The sequence below is a fragment of the Nesterenkonia sp. HG001 genome (assembly GCF_034438835.1).
Lineage (GTDB): Bacteria > Actinomycetota > Actinomycetes > Actinomycetales > Micrococcaceae > Nesterenkonia > Nesterenkonia xinjiangensis.
Window position 1 is genome coordinate 41,076 of record NZ_JAOSZD010000009.1, and the last position, 14,058, is coordinate 55,133.

At 69.2% G+C, this 14,058-nt stretch carries 14 protein-coding genes and 1 tRNA gene; 5 read left to right on the top strand and 10 right to left on the bottom strand.

From position 1 onward, the window contains the following. Window positions 1-32 precede the first annotated feature (32 nt). The 6 genes from ODE13_RS14110 to ODE13_RS14135 form a co-directional block, all read right to left on the bottom strand. Entirely contained in the window at window positions 33-998 is a 966-nt protein-coding gene (locus ODE13_RS14110; RefSeq protein WP_322479825.1) for an endonuclease/exonuclease/phosphatase family protein, read from the bottom strand. Beyond that, the gene (locus tag ODE13_RS14115; protein WP_322479826.1) at window positions 995-1,729 is read right to left on the bottom strand and encodes an HAD family phosphatase; all 735 of its coding nucleotides are present in this window, start codon (window positions 1,727-1,729) and stop codon (window positions 995-997) included. The genes ODE13_RS14110 and ODE13_RS14115 overlap by 4 nt, the downstream gene beginning before the upstream one ends. Next, the gene (locus ODE13_RS14120; RefSeq protein WP_322479827.1) at window positions 1,726-2,826 is read right to left on the bottom strand and encodes an ABC transporter ATP-binding protein; all 1,101 of its coding nucleotides are present in this window, start codon (window positions 2,824-2,826) and stop codon (window positions 1,726-1,728) included. Before ODE13_RS14120 ends, ODE13_RS14115 begins: the two co-directional genes overlap by 4 nt. After that, window positions 2,826-3,725 (bottom strand): ABC transporter permease, encoded by a 900-nt coding sequence (locus ODE13_RS14125; RefSeq protein WP_322479828.1) that lies wholly within the window; start codon window positions 3,723-3,725, stop codon window positions 2,826-2,828. Before ODE13_RS14125 ends, ODE13_RS14120 begins: the two co-directional genes overlap by 1 nt. Continuing rightward, on the bottom strand, window positions 3,713-4,513 hold the full coding sequence (locus tag ODE13_RS14130; RefSeq protein ID WP_322479829.1) for a spermidine/putrescine ABC transporter permease: 801 nt from the start codon (window positions 4,511-4,513) through the stop codon (window positions 3,713-3,715). Before ODE13_RS14130 ends, ODE13_RS14125 begins: the two co-directional genes overlap by 13 nt. A 101-nt stretch (window positions 4,514-4,614) precedes the next feature. Further along, entirely contained in the window at window positions 4,615-5,754 is a 1,140-nt protein-coding gene (locus ODE13_RS14135; RefSeq protein ID WP_322479830.1) for an ABC transporter substrate-binding protein, read from the bottom strand. 338 nt (window positions 5,755-6,092) lie between these two features. On the opposite strand from ODE13_RS14135, the gene ODE13_RS14140 reads away from it, so the two are divergent. Next, window positions 6,093-6,854, top strand: a complete 762-nt coding sequence (locus ODE13_RS14140; RefSeq protein WP_322479831.1) for a GntR family transcriptional regulator — start codon at window positions 6,093-6,095, stop codon at window positions 6,852-6,854. A gap of 27 nt (window positions 6,855-6,881) precedes the next feature. Beyond that, complete coding sequence (locus ODE13_RS14145) at window positions 6,882-8,087, top strand: serine/threonine-protein kinase (protein WP_322479832.1); 1,206 nt, start codon at window positions 6,882-6,884, stop codon at window positions 8,085-8,087. 4 nt (window positions 8,088-8,091) lie between these two features. On the opposite strand, the gene ODE13_RS14150 is transcribed toward ODE13_RS14145, so the two are convergent. The 3 genes from ODE13_RS14150 to ODE13_RS14160 all read right to left on the bottom strand — a co-directional run bounded on the left by ODE13_RS14150 (window position 8,092) and on the right by ODE13_RS14160 (window position 10,651). Continuing rightward, window positions 8,092-9,537 carry a hypothetical protein gene (locus ODE13_RS14150; protein WP_322479833.1) on the bottom strand — a complete coding sequence of 482 codons (1,446 nt, stop codon included), beginning with the start codon at window positions 9,535-9,537 and terminating at the stop codon, window positions 8,092-8,094. A gap of 253 nt (window positions 9,538-9,790) precedes the next feature. Next, a complete protein-coding gene (locus tag ODE13_RS14155) occupies window positions 9,791-9,988 on the bottom strand; it encodes a hypothetical protein (RefSeq protein ID WP_322479834.1) in 198 nt (65 codons plus the stop codon). A 6-nt stretch (window positions 9,989-9,994) separates the two neighbouring features. Continuing rightward, complete coding sequence (locus ODE13_RS14160; protein WP_322479835.1) at window positions 9,995-10,651, bottom strand: hypothetical protein; 657 nt, start codon at window positions 10,649-10,651, stop codon at window positions 9,995-9,997. Window positions 10,652-10,876: 225 nt separating this feature from the next. On the opposite strand from ODE13_RS14160, the gene ODE13_RS14165 reads away from it, so the two are divergent. Next, a complete protein-coding gene (locus ODE13_RS14165; protein ID WP_322479836.1) occupies window positions 10,877-11,401 on the top strand; it encodes a DNA-binding protein in 525 nt (174 codons plus the stop codon). A 21-nt stretch (window positions 11,402-11,422) separates the two neighbouring features. Here the strand turns inward: ODE13_RS14165 and ODE13_RS14170 are convergent, their stop codons facing one another. Next, entirely contained in the window at window positions 11,423-12,271 is an 849-nt protein-coding gene (locus ODE13_RS14170; protein ID WP_322479837.1) for a DUF6612 family protein, read from the bottom strand. Between the two features lie 144 nt (window positions 12,272-12,415). On the opposite strand from ODE13_RS14170, the gene ODE13_RS14175 reads away from it, so the two are divergent. Beyond that, a tRNA-Gln gene (locus tag ODE13_RS14175) sits at window positions 12,416-12,487 on the top strand. Window positions 12,488-12,558: 71 nt separating this feature from the next. After that, a complete protein-coding gene (glmU, locus tag ODE13_RS14180; RefSeq protein WP_416210718.1) occupies window positions 12,559-14,058 on the top strand; it encodes a bifunctional UDP-N-acetylglucosamine diphosphorylase/glucosamine-1-phosphate N-acetyltransferase GlmU in 1,500 nt (499 codons plus the stop codon).

Below are 14,058 nucleotides of genomic sequence, written 5' to 3' on the forward strand. Positions count from 1 at the left end.
GCCCACTCGATGGGTGCGGGTACGTCGTCGGCTCAGCCGGCGGCGACCACGGCTCGCACGGCCAGGTGGTCCGAGGGGAACTCGTTGTCCTCGTGATCCGGGATGTGTCGGCATACCCCGCCGTACTCCACGAAGCCCTGATCGTCAGGGGCATCCTCGCCGTCGGCCGCCCCTCCCAGATGGTCGGCGGCGAGGACGTCGAGGCCGCGGACATAGATGAAGTCGATCCGGTCCCGCGGCTCATCGGTCAGCGTATGGATCTGGGACCAGGACCGGCCCGGGGTTCGCACCGGGTCCGGGTGCACGGCACGGAACGCGTCGGTGTAGCCGGCGTCGATGAGCCGTCGGGTGGCCGGCCAGTCGGCCGCTGGACGGTCCGTGCCCTCCCAGTCCACCGGGGAGGGCACGTTGAAGTCCCCGGCGATGATCACGGGCATGTCACCGTGCTCGGCCAGGATCCGGTCGGTCTCGGCGAGCACCTGCTGGGCCTGCTGGTCGCGGGTCAGCTCTCCCTCCTGGGCGAAGACCGCGTCCTGCCCCTCGGGCAGCTCGGCGGACCGGTAGGGCCCATAGTCCTGCGGAGCCAGGTGCACCGACCAGGCGAGCACCTCACCGACCCGGGTCTGGGCGATCGCGGCGGTCGCGTACGGGGCGGTGTCGGTGCTCAGCAGGCGGACCCCTCCCGCGGCGAGCACCGCGTTGTCCCAGGACTGCTGGGCCACGGCCATCCCCAGGGTGCGGCCGAGTCGGCCGCCGGCGTCGCCCCAGCACTCCTGCAGGAAGAGCAGGTCGATCTGCTGCCCCCGCAGCACATCGACCTGCTTGTGCCGGCCGAGGTTCACCTTCTCGCCGCCGAACCAGAGGTTCCAGCAGAACAGGCGCAGTGCGGGACGGTCGGTCTCCGCGGTCAGGGCGGTCGGGGTCGCCGGTGAGGTGGGCGAGGTCATGGTCTCCTCCAGGTCGGTCTCATCATGCTCATGGTGCTCGTCAGCGGTCACAGCGGGTCAGTCTTCAGCCTGGACGCCGCCGGCGCCACCTGCGGGTTCCGCTGATGGTCACGGGCCAGTTCGGAGAGACGCCTCATCCGCAGAGTGCAGTCCAGCTCCACTGCGTGGTCTGCGTTCACCCCGATCACCGTCATCCCGGCCGCGCCTGCCGCATGGGCGCCCGCGGGGGAGTCCTCGAACGCCACTGCGCGGTCCGGGCTCACCCCCAGAGCCGCGGCTGCGGCCAGGTACAGATCCGGTGCGGGTTTCCCTGCCGAGACGTCATCGAGCGTGCGCACGACGTCGACCATCTCCAGGATCCCCACGTCGTCCAGCATGGCGAGCACATCAGTGCGCAGCCCGTTGCTGGCCACGGCCAGCGGCATCCGGCCGGAGAGCGACCGGACCAGCTCCACCGCCCCGGGCATCGGGCGGACACCGTCGGCCAGCAGCGCCGAGTAGCGCTCCACCAGCTCTTCCTGGATCCCTGCGGAGGTCCAAGGACGGCCGAGCAGATCAGCCAGCCGGCGGGCGGCGTCGTCTACGCCGAGCCCACGGAAGCCCTCCAGCCTGACGGGCCGTGAGGCCTCGTCTCGAGGCAGCCAGGCGGCGATCAGCTCCATCCACACCGATTCGGAGTCCACCAGCAGGCCGTCGCAGTCGAAGACCACAGCCTCGGCGCTCAGCACGGTCCGCGGATCTCCTTCCCGGCTGAACAGGGCACGCTCTCCGGCCCCGATCATGGCGAGACTCGCTGGGCCGCACCGGCGGGCAGACGCAGGGCCGGCGCCGCCAGCACATGCGGGGTGACCCGGGTGCCGGGGACCAGATCGGCCGCCTCGGCGGAGGAGACCGACGTGGTCACCGTGGGGCCCTCAGCAGACTCTGCCCGCACCACTGTGCGCTCGCCCGTGTAGATCTGTGAGACCACAGTGCAGCCGCCGTCCTCCGCGGGCACCAACGTGAGGTCCTCGGGCCGGATGAAGACGGTGTCCAGACCGGGGCCCGGGGGGCGGGCGGGCAGTGCTCCGCGGGTGAAGGACGCCTCGGCGCCGAGCGTGGTGACCGTGCCGACGAAGCGGGCCACGAACTCGCTGGCCGGCCTCTGGTAGACGGCCTGCGGAACGTCGATCTGTTCGATGACCCCGCCGTTGAGCACCGCCACGCGGTCGGCGATGGCCAGCGCCTCCTCCTGATCATGGGTGACGAACATGGTGGTGATCCCCAGCTGCTGCTGCAGCCGGCGGATCTCCTCGCGGATCTGGGTGCGCACGATGGCGTCCAGGGCGGAGAGCGGCTCGTCGAGCAGCAGCACCGAGGGCTGCACGGCCAGGGCGCGGGCCAGTGCGACCCGCTGCTGCTGGCCCCCGGAGAGCTGGTGGGGATAGCGCTCGCCCAGACTCCCCAGCCCGCACATCTCCAGCAGCTCCTCGGCGGCGCGGCGGCGGGCCTCGGCCCGGACCCGGCGCACACGCAGACCGTACTCGACGTTCTGCCGGACCGAGAGGTTGGGGAAGAGGCTGTAGGACTGGAAGACCATGCCGATGTCCCGACGATTCGGCGGCATCGCGGTGACATCCTGACCGGCCACCAGGACCCGGCCTGCGGTGGGGCGTTCGAAGCCGGCCAGGATGCGCAGCGCCGTGGTCTTGCCGCAGCCCGAGGGCCCCAGCACGGAGATCAGCTCGCCGGGAGCCAGGCGAAGGTTCAGGCTCTCCAGCACAGTGGTGCGGCCGAAACGCTTGGTGACGTCTTCGAGGACGACCTCGTTCTCGGAAGTCGCCGTCGCGGCGCCGGCGCTCGCGGTCTGCCGGGCGGGGGTGTCGGTGGCGGTGCTCATCACACGCTCACTTTCTGCAGGTCGGGGGTCGGAACGGGGCCGGCGTCGTCGTCGGGGGTGGAGTTGTCCTCCGCGGCATCCGTGGTCCGCGCTCCGGGGGCGGAGCGTCCGGCGATCAGCGTGGCGGTCAGCATCAGCGCCCAGGTGGTCAGGTTCAGCAGGACCGCCACCGCGATGGAGGCCCGGAAATCCGTGTTCGAGACGGTGAACAGCCACACCGGCACGGTCTGCTGGCTCAGCGTGGCGGCCACGGAGAACTCGCCGAAGCACAGTGCCGTGGCGAAGAAGATCGAGAACAGCACCGGCCCGCGGATGTTGGGCAGCACCACGCGCCAGATGGTCCCCCAGGTGGAGGAGCCCAGCGAGGCGGAGCCTTCAACCATGGCCTTGAGCGGGATGGTGCGCAGCCCGGCGTCGATCGAGCGGAAGGTGAACGGCAGGCACAGCACCACATAGGTGCCCACCAGTATCAGCGGCAGATCAGGGTTCTGCATGAACTGGCTGACCTGGCTGGCGAAGGACCCGCGCCCCTGCTGGGCGCCCCAGCGCAGCAGCCCGACGATGCCGGCAGCCAGCGCGATGGCCGGAACCACCAGGGGCAGCGTGCACAGGATCTCCAGCACGGCGCGCAGCCGCGGGGCCCACAGGTGGACGGCGACGACGGCGGGCACGAGCACGGCGAGAAGCGCGGCGATGGTCAGTCCGGCCACCGTGACGGTGCGCAGGGCGGCCGCGAGCAGACTGGCGTCCTCGGTGAGCACGGAGTAGGCGCGCAGGGAGAAGCTCCCACCGGGAAAGACGGCGTAGATCACGGAGCAGATCAGTGGCACGGCGATGTAGACAGCCACGGCCACGACCGGCAGCCAGCGCAGCCAGCCGTGTCGGGTCACTGGAGCCATCGGGCGGACCTCCTCTGCAGGCGGGTGAACAGGAACAGCACGACGACGGCGATGACGACCATGGTCACGCCCAGCGCCATGGCTGTGGCCTCGCCTCCGCCGGAGGCACCGGAACGCAGCTCGGAGGCGATGCTCAGCGGGACCAGCGGATAGACACCGGTGCCGATCAGCACCGCGGCCGAGGCATGGGTGGCGTAGGCGGAGCCGAAGAGCAGGATCCATCCGCCCAGCAGGGCCGGGGCGGCCACCGGCAGACCGACTCGGCGCCAGAACGTCCAGGGGGATCCGCCCAGCGCGGTGTTGGCCTCCTGCCATTCGCGGCGCAGACCGACGAAGGTCGGCAGGGTGACCATGATCATCGTGGGGATGAGGAAGTACTGGTACATCACCACCAGCCCCTGCCAGCTGTAGAGCGAGAAGCCGATGGCGTCGAGGCCCAGCAGCCCGAAGAGCAGGCCGGTGTTGCCCAGGGTGACGATGAAGGAGAACGCCAGCGGGGCGCCGCCGTCGTTGGCCAGCACCGAGGAGAGCACCGCCACCACCGAGTCCAGCCGGCGGCTGCGGATCTGCGCGATGCAGAAGGAGGTGATCGTCCCGATGAGTGCGCCTATGGCGGCGCCCACCAGCGAGACCTTCACCGAGTTGCCGATCGCCCGGGAGTGGTCGGTCAGCTCCAGGAAGTGGTCCAGCCCGAGGGCCGTGCCGCCGTCCGGTGCGTCCACCGTGAAGGCAACCATCGCCATCCCGAGGATGGGCACGATGAAGAAGGCCAGCAGCACCAGCGTCATCGGGGCCAGGGCGAGGACGGCAGGGGAGCTCAGGACTCCGCTGCCACGTCGTCCTCGCGTCGGTGGGGACGCAGGTGCCGCGGCGCTGACGGCCGCGCGGTTCACTGGATGGCCCCGGACCACTGCTCGTTGATGACGGCCTGGTTGGCCTGGCGCTGCTCCAGGGTGGGCATCGGGGCGGTGATTCCGTCCGGGTTGGGAAGCGCCTCCAGGGCGTCCTGGTCCACGGTTCCGGACTCGATCATGGCGTCCAGGCGCACCGGGCTCACCGCACCTTCGAGGAGCAGGTTCTGGCCCTCGTCGGAGAAGAGGAACTCGAAGAACAGTCGCGCCACGGCCGGATGCGGGGCATCGTCGTTGAGGGAGGCGGCGTAGAAGGAGGAGACCTCACCGTCAGAAGGGGTGTTGATCTCCAGCTCGATGTCGGCGTCCTCGGCGAGATCTTCGGCGATGGGCTGCAGGTTGTAGTCCCACTCGAGCACGATCGGGGTCTCCCCGGTCTCGATGGTGCCGGCGCCGGCCTCCACAGGGATGAAGTTGCCGATCTCGTCCAGTTCCGAGAAGAACTCGATGCCGGGCTCGATGTCGTCGAGGCTGCCGCCGTTGGCGAGGGCGGCGGCGTGGACGATCATGAAGCCGGACTCCCCGGTGGTGGGGTCCCCGGGGATGGCGACCTGGCCGCGGTAGGCGTCGTCGAGCAGGTCGGCGAAGCTGGTCGGGCACTCCTCGATTCGCGAGGTGTCGCAGCCGATGGCGATGGTGCCGCCCAGATGGTTGATCCAGGTGCCGTTCTCGCCGACGAACTCCTCATCGATGTCGTCGATCGTAGCCGGGGCGTACTCCGCCAGCAGGCCGTCCTCGTCGGCGTCATAGGCGAAGCTGACTCCGGTGTCCAGGTAGTCCAACGAGTCGGCCTGCCCCTGGCGGTTGACCACGGCGTTGATCAGGTCCTGGCTGGAGCCGGTGGAGGTGTCATTGACGATCTCGATGTCGTACTTCTCTGAGAAGGCCTCCAGCAGGCCGCCGTAGTTGGCCCAGTCGTCGTAGAGACCCATCGCGGTGAAGGTGCCCTCAGCCTGGGCGTCCTCGATGAGCTGGTCCATGCCGCCTCCGTCCTCGGCGGAGGTGGCCTCACGCCAGGCTGCGGAGGTGTCTGACTCTCCTGCGTCGCCGCCGCAGGCGGTCACTGCCACTGCGGTGATGGTCAGGGTGCCGAGCAGGGTGCTTGTGCGAATGCTCATCAGTGCGGTTCCAAGCCCTTCTTCAGGTGTCGAGTGATCGGGGGCATCGTCGAGCCGGAGCATCTGTCCGGTGTGCCGAGGACGCTGAACGACTCCATGTTCACTAGTGAAGTAATCGAAGTCAAGTCAAAGATCACTAGTGGATGTGACAGCAGAGGGGAGGTAAGGTGCATGCCGGATGAACGTTCGGCGACGTCTTGGCCGGACCAGCAGTGGCCCGGTCGCGTCGGTACCGGTGCGGCTCCGGGATGCGCGCGGCGACGGCGCCTACACTGACCAGCACCGTCCCCGGCAGACTCTGGGAGCAGACGGGGACGACACCGAGGAAGGGGCGGCGGATGACAGGCTTCGCCTTCACCAGCATCGCCGAGGCGCTGCGCGAGGAGATCCGCGCCGGAGTGCTCGGCGTGGGGGACTCCCTGCCCTCCGAGCGTGCCCTGAGCGAGCGATTCGGCGTCTCGCCGGGCACAGTGCGCGTCGCGCTCAAGGAACTGGTCTCCGAGGGCACGGTGGACGGCACCCGTGGGCGACCGAAGACCGTGGTCCGGGTGCCTCGCCCGCAGTCCAGCTTCGGGGAGTTCCACAGCTTCGCCCAATGGGCCCGCGGGCACGGCCGGGAGCCCGGTGGGCAGGTCATGGAGAACCGCTGGCAGATCGCCTCAGAGATGGACGAGGCGCTGCTGCAGGCCCGGGTCGGGCAGCGGGTGCTCGCTGTGACCCGCCTGCGCTCTCTCGATGGGGAGACGGTCATGCTCGAGCGCACGCACTATCCCGAATGGCTCGGCGAGATCGTCGAGGCACTGCCCCCGGAGACCCCGTCAGTCACCGCAGTCCTGGCAGAACGTCACCAGGTCCACTTCAGCCATGCCGAGCACATGTTCGGCGCCGAAGGCGCCAAGGCCCGGGACGCGACCATGCTGGGGATCTCCCGCGGCACAGCCCTGCTGATGCACCGGCGGGTCTCCCGGGACCCGGCCGGACGGGTGCTGGAATGGTCCACCGACCGCTACATCTCCGGACGGATTCTGCTCTCGGTGGGCAACTCGTGGAACTCCAACCCGCTGCGCTGGGCGCTTCCCGGGTCAGAGCCCGGGCTCTGACCCGGGCTGTCGCTACACTGGCCACTGATGGGGGATGTCTTCGCCGGACGCTATGAACTCGTCGACCCGCTGGGAGAAGGCGGTGTCGGCACGGTGTGGCGCGCCTGGGATCACCGTCAGCAGGCCTACTGTGCGGCCAAGGTGCTGCGCCAGGTGGACGCCACCTCTCTGCTGCGCTTCATCCGTGAGCAGAGCCTGCGCCTGGACCACCCGCATGTGCTGGCCCCCACCGGATGGGCCGGGGAGGATGACAAGGTCCTGTTCACCCTGCCGATCATCCGCGGCGGCTCCGTCTCCACCTTGGTGGGAGATTTCGGACCGTTGCCGCCCCGGCTGGTCGCCCTGCTGCTGGACCAGCTGCTGGCCGCTCTGGAGGCCATCCACGCCGAAGGGCTCGTTCACCGCGACGTCAAGCCCGCCAACCTACTCCTCGACGCGACCGGTCGTCAGCATCCGCAGCTGTGGCTGGGGGACTTCGGGATCGCCGCCGGAATCGATGAGCCGCGGCTCACCCAGGGCCCTTATGCGTTGGGCACCCCCGGTTATCTCGCCCCGGAATGCCTGCGTCGGGGCTGGGATCCCGATCCGCGCGCTGATCTCTACTCGGCGGGCATGTGCGCGGTGGAGATGCTCGTCGGGCTGCGCCCGGATCAGGACACCGACGCCGTCGAGGCGCTCGCTCAGGCTGAGCTCCCTCACTCGCTGCCGCCGCAGCTGGTCGACGTCGTCACACGCCTGGCGGCGCCGAGCCTGACGGCCCGCACCCAGGAGGCGGCGGCCGCCCGCCGGGCGCTCGCCGAGTCCCAGCTGTGCGCCGACCAGGTGCCGATGGAGGGCATCCTCGGGGAGGTGGAGGTCTTCGACCATGTTCCGGAGTTCCCGGCAGGCTGGTCTGCACGTGGTCCCGTGGACGGGCGCGGCGCCGGCTCACCCGCGGGGGCGGCAGCGCCTTCCGCCGGCCCGTCTCCCGCCGTGGTCTCCACCGCGATGCCGGGCCGCCGGGAGGCACCGACGCGCCCCGCCCCCCAGGCCCCCGTCCTGTCTGCGGCGCAGCCGCTGGCCCGGCCGGCGTTGCCACGGCAGGATCCACCGCGGCAGGATCCACCGCGGCAGGATCCGCCGCGTGAGCGGTTCACCGTCCAGGGCAGAGTCCGCGGGCTCGGGATCGCGCTAGGGCTGATCCTGCTGGGCCTCCTGGTGCTGGTCGCGACCGTCTGGATCGTGCTGACGTGAGACCTCAGCGGTGCTGCGGACCGTGTCCCCAGGGCGCTGGGCCGCCCGCCTGAGGGGGAGGCCCGGCAGAGGGGCTCTGCCCGTGGGGAGGCCGCGGTCCAGGAGGATGTGGACCAGGAGAATGCGGCACGAAAGTCTGCGGTGCGCTCTCGGGCAGCGGGCGAGGATCACGGATCACCCGCACCAGCACGACGATCCCGGTGCCCAGCAGCAGCAGTCCGACGGTGGCCAGAGCGGCCACCACGGCGGAGCTGTCGCCCAGTGCGCTGATCCTGGAGAGCGCGTCCGCCCCCGATCGATCGGCGGTGACCTCGCCCCCTTCGAAGACAGGCCAGGCGTCTTCGTGACCCTCCGGATACTCCGGGGCGCCGTCGCCGGCCTCCCCGAAGGTGTCCAGGGTGAGTCGGTACAGCATCGAGACGTCCTCACCGGAGTCATGCTGATCGGCGGTGACCACCAGGAAATGATCGCCGGCGAGCATGGCGTGGGAGGACTCGCGGTTGAACCAGCGGATCGGCCCGGTGCTGACGCGGTGCTGGCTCGAGGAACTCATGCTCGGGGCTCCGGAATCATGATCCAGCCCGGCACGTAGGGGATTGGCGGCCATCAGCGCGACAGAGCCCATCCCGCTCAGCTGATCGGCGAGCGCCTCGTCCGGCTCCGGGAAGTAGGCCTCTGCCTGCAGGCGCTGTCCCCAGTCCAAGGGCACGCGGAAGATCTGGGTCTCCCCGGGGTGGATCGTGACGTCATAGGTGCTTCCGGGCTCCAGCTCGGGAGCTCCGCCGAAGGATCGGCTGGGCGTGACCTCCAGGGCGCCGGCCACGTTGCGCCCGATGTCCTGCCATTCCCCGCCGTCGAAGTCCTCGTCGGGTGGGGGAAGGGTCCCGAGTCGCACCGGGCGCGGCTCCTCGTGGACGAGGATCTCCACGGGCTCCCCGACGCTGCGCGAGTCCTCCGGGTCCATGGTCAGCTCGATGGTCAGCACGATCTCCTCGGAGCTCCCGCAGGCACCGTCGGCCCCGCCGTCCAGCGGCGGGCCTGCGGCAACATGCGTGGTGCGCAGGTGATCCCGGAAGCCTGCGGCGCTGCTGGAGATCGTGTCGGAGGAGCAGAGGTCACCCTCCCACGTGCCTGTCTCCACGCGGACGGAGTCTCCTTCGCCGTCCTGGCCCAGAGTGGTCACTCCGATGTGGATGGTGGAGTGGTCGATCTCCCGGGGGATCCGGTAGTGGAGGGTCCCGGCGGAGAACTCGTCCAGGTACTGGGTGCCGGAGCTGAGCTCCACGGCGTCCCCCAGATTCCCGCCGCCGCTGATCTCCTCGCCCTGGAGCACCGGTCGCACATCGTCCGGGGCCGGTTCGACGGCGCCCGCATCGGGTCCGGTGAGGAGCATCAGCAGCAGGGCGCCGCCCATGGCGGTGATGGTCCGCAGGGGGGTTCTGATGGTCATCTCCCTGGCCTCTTCGACGGTGTGCTGCTGTGGATGCCTCGGCCCTGCCACGGAGTCCTCCTGACGCCTCACTGCGATAATTCCCTTCTGCAATTCTAGTAAAATTGCGGAAGCAAAATCAAGAGTGCTGAAAGATGTCCGGCAGGCTCCTTCGACGGCAGTCTACTGCGCCCAGGTGCTGCAGAACGGCGGCCCCGTGCTCGGAGATCCGGGATCAGGGCCGCCTCGGCGGGATCAGCTTCCAGGCGGGGCCTCAGGCCTCGTCACCGGCTCCTGGGCCCTCCACGCGATCCACCTCCCGCTCGTCCCGGCCGGGACGCAGCTCCTCGGGGTCGGATGCGTCGTCCGGCTCGCCCCGGCCGGCCTCACCGAAGGTGGCCACGGTGAGCCGATAGGGGAGGCTCGGGGTCGCGCCGAGGACGTCCTGCGCACCCCCGGCATCGCGCCCCATGTCCGTTCAGCCCGACTCATCCCGCTCGACCTCAGGGGGCAGGAGATCGGAGTCCTGGGCCTCCGGCTCCTCAGGGACCGTCAGTTCGAAGGGTGGACCCACCGTCTCGGCGTCCTCCGGATCTCCGAAGGGCTCCACAGAGAGGATCAGCTCGTCGTCCTCCCCACAGGGATCCTCGCCTTCGGCGAGCGCCGGGTTCCGGTAGGCGGGGGGCCGTACGGTGCCCAGGACGTCCAGCGTGGAGAAATGGAAGCCGGTCATAGTCCCCCCCCAGGCGCAGCGATCGCCGCCCCAGGTTTCCAGCTCCACCTGGATCCAGTCGGAGACGCCGTCCGGATCATGGGTGGTGAGCTCGACATGGATCGAGCAGTTCCCCAACTGGCGCGGGATCCGGTCATGCAGCGTCTGGTGGGTCAACGCATCGACGTACTGCGCGCCGGTCTCCAGCTGCGAGGCCTTGATCCAGTTCTCGCCGCCGGTGCCATCCTCGCCGGTCAGGCTGAAGGGCTCGGACGCCGGCTCGGAGACCCGTTGCAGTGTGTGGGTGAGGGAGTCGACGTCATCGGCGTCGTGATACTCGCCATCGTCGGCTTTGGCGATGCACCGCAGCTGCTCGCGGGCGGCCCTCTCCCATGCGTGGGCCAGGGGAGTGCGGTGCGCCATGCTCGGGTGTCCATGATGTGCTCCTCGATGAGTCATGTATTTGTACAAGCAACGCGAGGGAGTCGCTAAAGCAAAGTTAGGAGGTGGGATCAGGGTGGCACGGGGCCGGGCCGATGGGGCCTCAGGTCCTGGCTGGCCTGCCCTGACGGGGGCATCGCGCCGGGTGACCATGGCGAGTAGACTTCGCGTGAGTGAATGATGGCGACTGGCGGAGAAGAGGCGTCCATGAGCGTGGAAGAGAACATCGAGGCCCAGCGGGCCGCGTACGGCGAGCAGCTCTCGGAGATCTTCGGGCGGGTCAAGCAGGCCTTCGGCATGAATCAGTCCGAACTTGCTGGCATCCTCGGAATGTCCGCGCCGATGCTGTCGCAGCTCAACAGCGCCCAGCGCGTGAAGATCGGCAATCCCGCCGTACTCCAGCGCCTGCAGTCGCTCGACGAGCTCGCGGAGCAGCTCGACCAAGGGGTCGTATCCCGGGATGAGGTGCCGGGCCGGCTTGAGGGGATCAAGGCCTCCACGGGGCGGTTCACCCGCACCACCTCGATGGTCTCGGCCGAGGCCGGGGACGCCGCTGTCGTCGCCGGGATGCGCCACCTACTGCGCGCCGTCGCCTCTGGGCAGCAGATCAAAGAGGCCGCCGAGCAGCTGGAGAGCACCGCTCCGGCTCTGGCTGAAGTGCTGCACACCTACGGCATCGGGCCGGTCGGACCAGCCCATGAGCACTTCACCCGCCACAAGGATCTCTTCTGAGCGACTGAGGTCCGGCCGTGCTCACTGCTGAGGGCCGTACGCCTCCTCGAGGACGTCCTCGGGGATCTCCAGCGGCGGCACCTCGTTGAACATGGAGTACTCCACGCTGATCTCCATGCCGAGGCTGATCGGGTTCGGCGAGTCCTGGGTGTACAGGGTGAACTCGAACTCCTCCATCAAAAGCGTCTGCGGATCGAGGAGGACCTCGACGGTCATGTCGGTCTCTTCGGGTTCATAGCCGTCCAGGTTCAGGGAGAAGGGGTCCTCCAGCGAGTCGAAGATCTCCGCATCGCTGCCGGCGTACTCCAGGGCATAGGAATCGTCGTCGTAGTCGACCTCCAGGAGGTCCTCCATCGCGATGACGGCCTCCAGGACGGCCGCGTAGGTGCTGTCGGTCCCCTCGTCGATGGTGCTGGAGGGGGAGTCCGTCCAGCCCTGGTCGTCGATGTTCTCGACGCCCGTGCCGTCCTGGATGTAGGCCTCAATGTCTTCCACCGGGTCTCCCTGCTCCGTCAGGGAGGCGGTCACGTGGACCTCGCTGAAGTCGGCCGCGCCCTCGGCGGTCATCTCGAGGTGCTGCTCCTGGGTGAGCCAGGGAGCGTCCAGCTCGAAGGTCATCGTCGCGCCCATCCGCAGGCTTTCGAGGTCCTCGGCCGCAGTGCGCATCTCGGCGAAGATCTCCGGGTCCTCGAGCGGATGGACCAGCCCCGCGCCATGTTCGTCGGGGATCTGCGCCCCGTCCCCACGGGTCGCGTCGGTCGATGGGCCGGCCTGGCTCTCACCGGGGCCAAGGCTGACGCATCCGGTCAGCGTGAGCAGGGCGATGCCAGCGATGCTGGTGGCGCCGGTGGCGCATGGGGTGCGTGTCATGATTGTTCCCGTCTGTGAAGAGATCGCAGGGATCTTCGCTGATATTCACTCAAGCAAATATAGTAGTTTGCGATAGGGAAGTCAAGATGTGAACTCGATCGGCACTCATGCGAAGATGAACCACGCGTGCTTCGTGGCGCGCACTCCGCCCTGGTGTAATGGCAGCACGCCAGCCTTTGGAGCTGTGCAGTCTAGGTTCGAGTCCTAGGGGCGGAACGGCCCCTCACGGCCCGTGCGCCGTTAGGATTGAGGGGTTCGCCGATTCCCGCGTCAAGGAGCTTCCGTTCGTGACCACTCCCGATGTCCGTCCCACCGCAGTGATCGTCCTGGCCGCTGGGGCGGGGACCCGGATGAAGTCGCGCACCCCGAAGATCATGCATGGCATGGGCGGTCGCTCCATGATCGGCCACGCGCTCGCCGCGGCGGGCGGGCTCGACCCTGAACATCTCGTCGCGGTGGTGCGCCATCAGCGAGAGAAGGTCTCCGCGCACATCGATCAGCTGAAGACCGGCGCGATCATCGCGGACCAGGACGAGGTGCCCGGCACCGGCCGCGCCGTGGAATGCGGGCTCGAGGCCCTCTCTGTCGCGCAGGGCGGCCCCTCTGTGCTGACCGGCACCGTCGTAGTGACCTACGGTGACGTCCCGCTGCTGACCACGGAGATGCTGACCGAGCTCGTCCGCTCCCATGAGTCCGAGGCCAACGCCGTCACGGTGCTCACAGCGGTCCTCGACGACGCCGGCGGCTACGGCCGCATCATCCGTGCCGATGACGGCTCCGTCACCGGCATCGTGGAGCACAAGGACGCCAGCCCCGCCCAGCGGGCGATCCGCGAGATCAACTCCGGGATCTACGCCTTCGACGCCGACGTGCTGACCCGGGCGCTCACCCAGGTCACCACGGAGAACGTGCAGGGGGAGAAGTACCTCACTGACGTGCTGGCCTTGGCTCGCGCCGAGGGTGGCCGCGTCGCCGCCGTCGTCACGGACGATCGCTGGCAGGTCGAAGGTGCCAACGACCGCGTGCAGCTGCAGGCCCTGAGTGCTGAGCTGAACCGTCGCACCGTGGAGGCCGCCATGCGCGCCGGCACGACAGTGGTGGACCCTGCGAGCACCTGGATCGATGCCACCGTGACGTTGGAGGAGGACACCACCGTGCTGCCCGGCACCCAGCTGCACGGCGCCACTCACCTCGGCCGCGACGCCGTCGTGGGGCCGGACACCACGCTCACCGACGTCCGCGTCGGCGAGGGCGCCACGGTGACCCGCACCCACGGGTCCGGTGCGCAGATCGGCGACGGCGCCACCGTCGGCCCCTTCACCTACCTGCGGCCGGGCACTCAGCTGGGCTCCGACGGCAAGATCGGTGCGTTCTACGAGACGAAGAACGTCACCATCGGCCGCGGCTCGAAGCTCTCGCACCTGGGTTACGCCGGAGACGCCACCATCGGTGAGCACACCAACATCGGCTGCGGCAACATCACTGCCAACTACGACGGTGAGAACAAGCACCGCACCGTCATCGGCAGCCACGTGCGCACCGCATCCAACACGGTCTTCGTGGCACCGGTGGAGGTCGGCGACGGCGCCTACACGGGCGCCGGTGCGGTGGTGCGCAAGGACGTCCCCGCTGGTGCGCTGGCCCTCTCCGTGGCCCCGCAGCGCAACGCCGAGGGCTGGGTGGGGACCCGGCGCCCCGGATCCGCGGCCGCCCAGGCCGCCGCCCAGGCCGGCGACGCCACGGGACCGGACCGCGTCGAGCGGCACACAGACTCCGAGAAGCAGTGA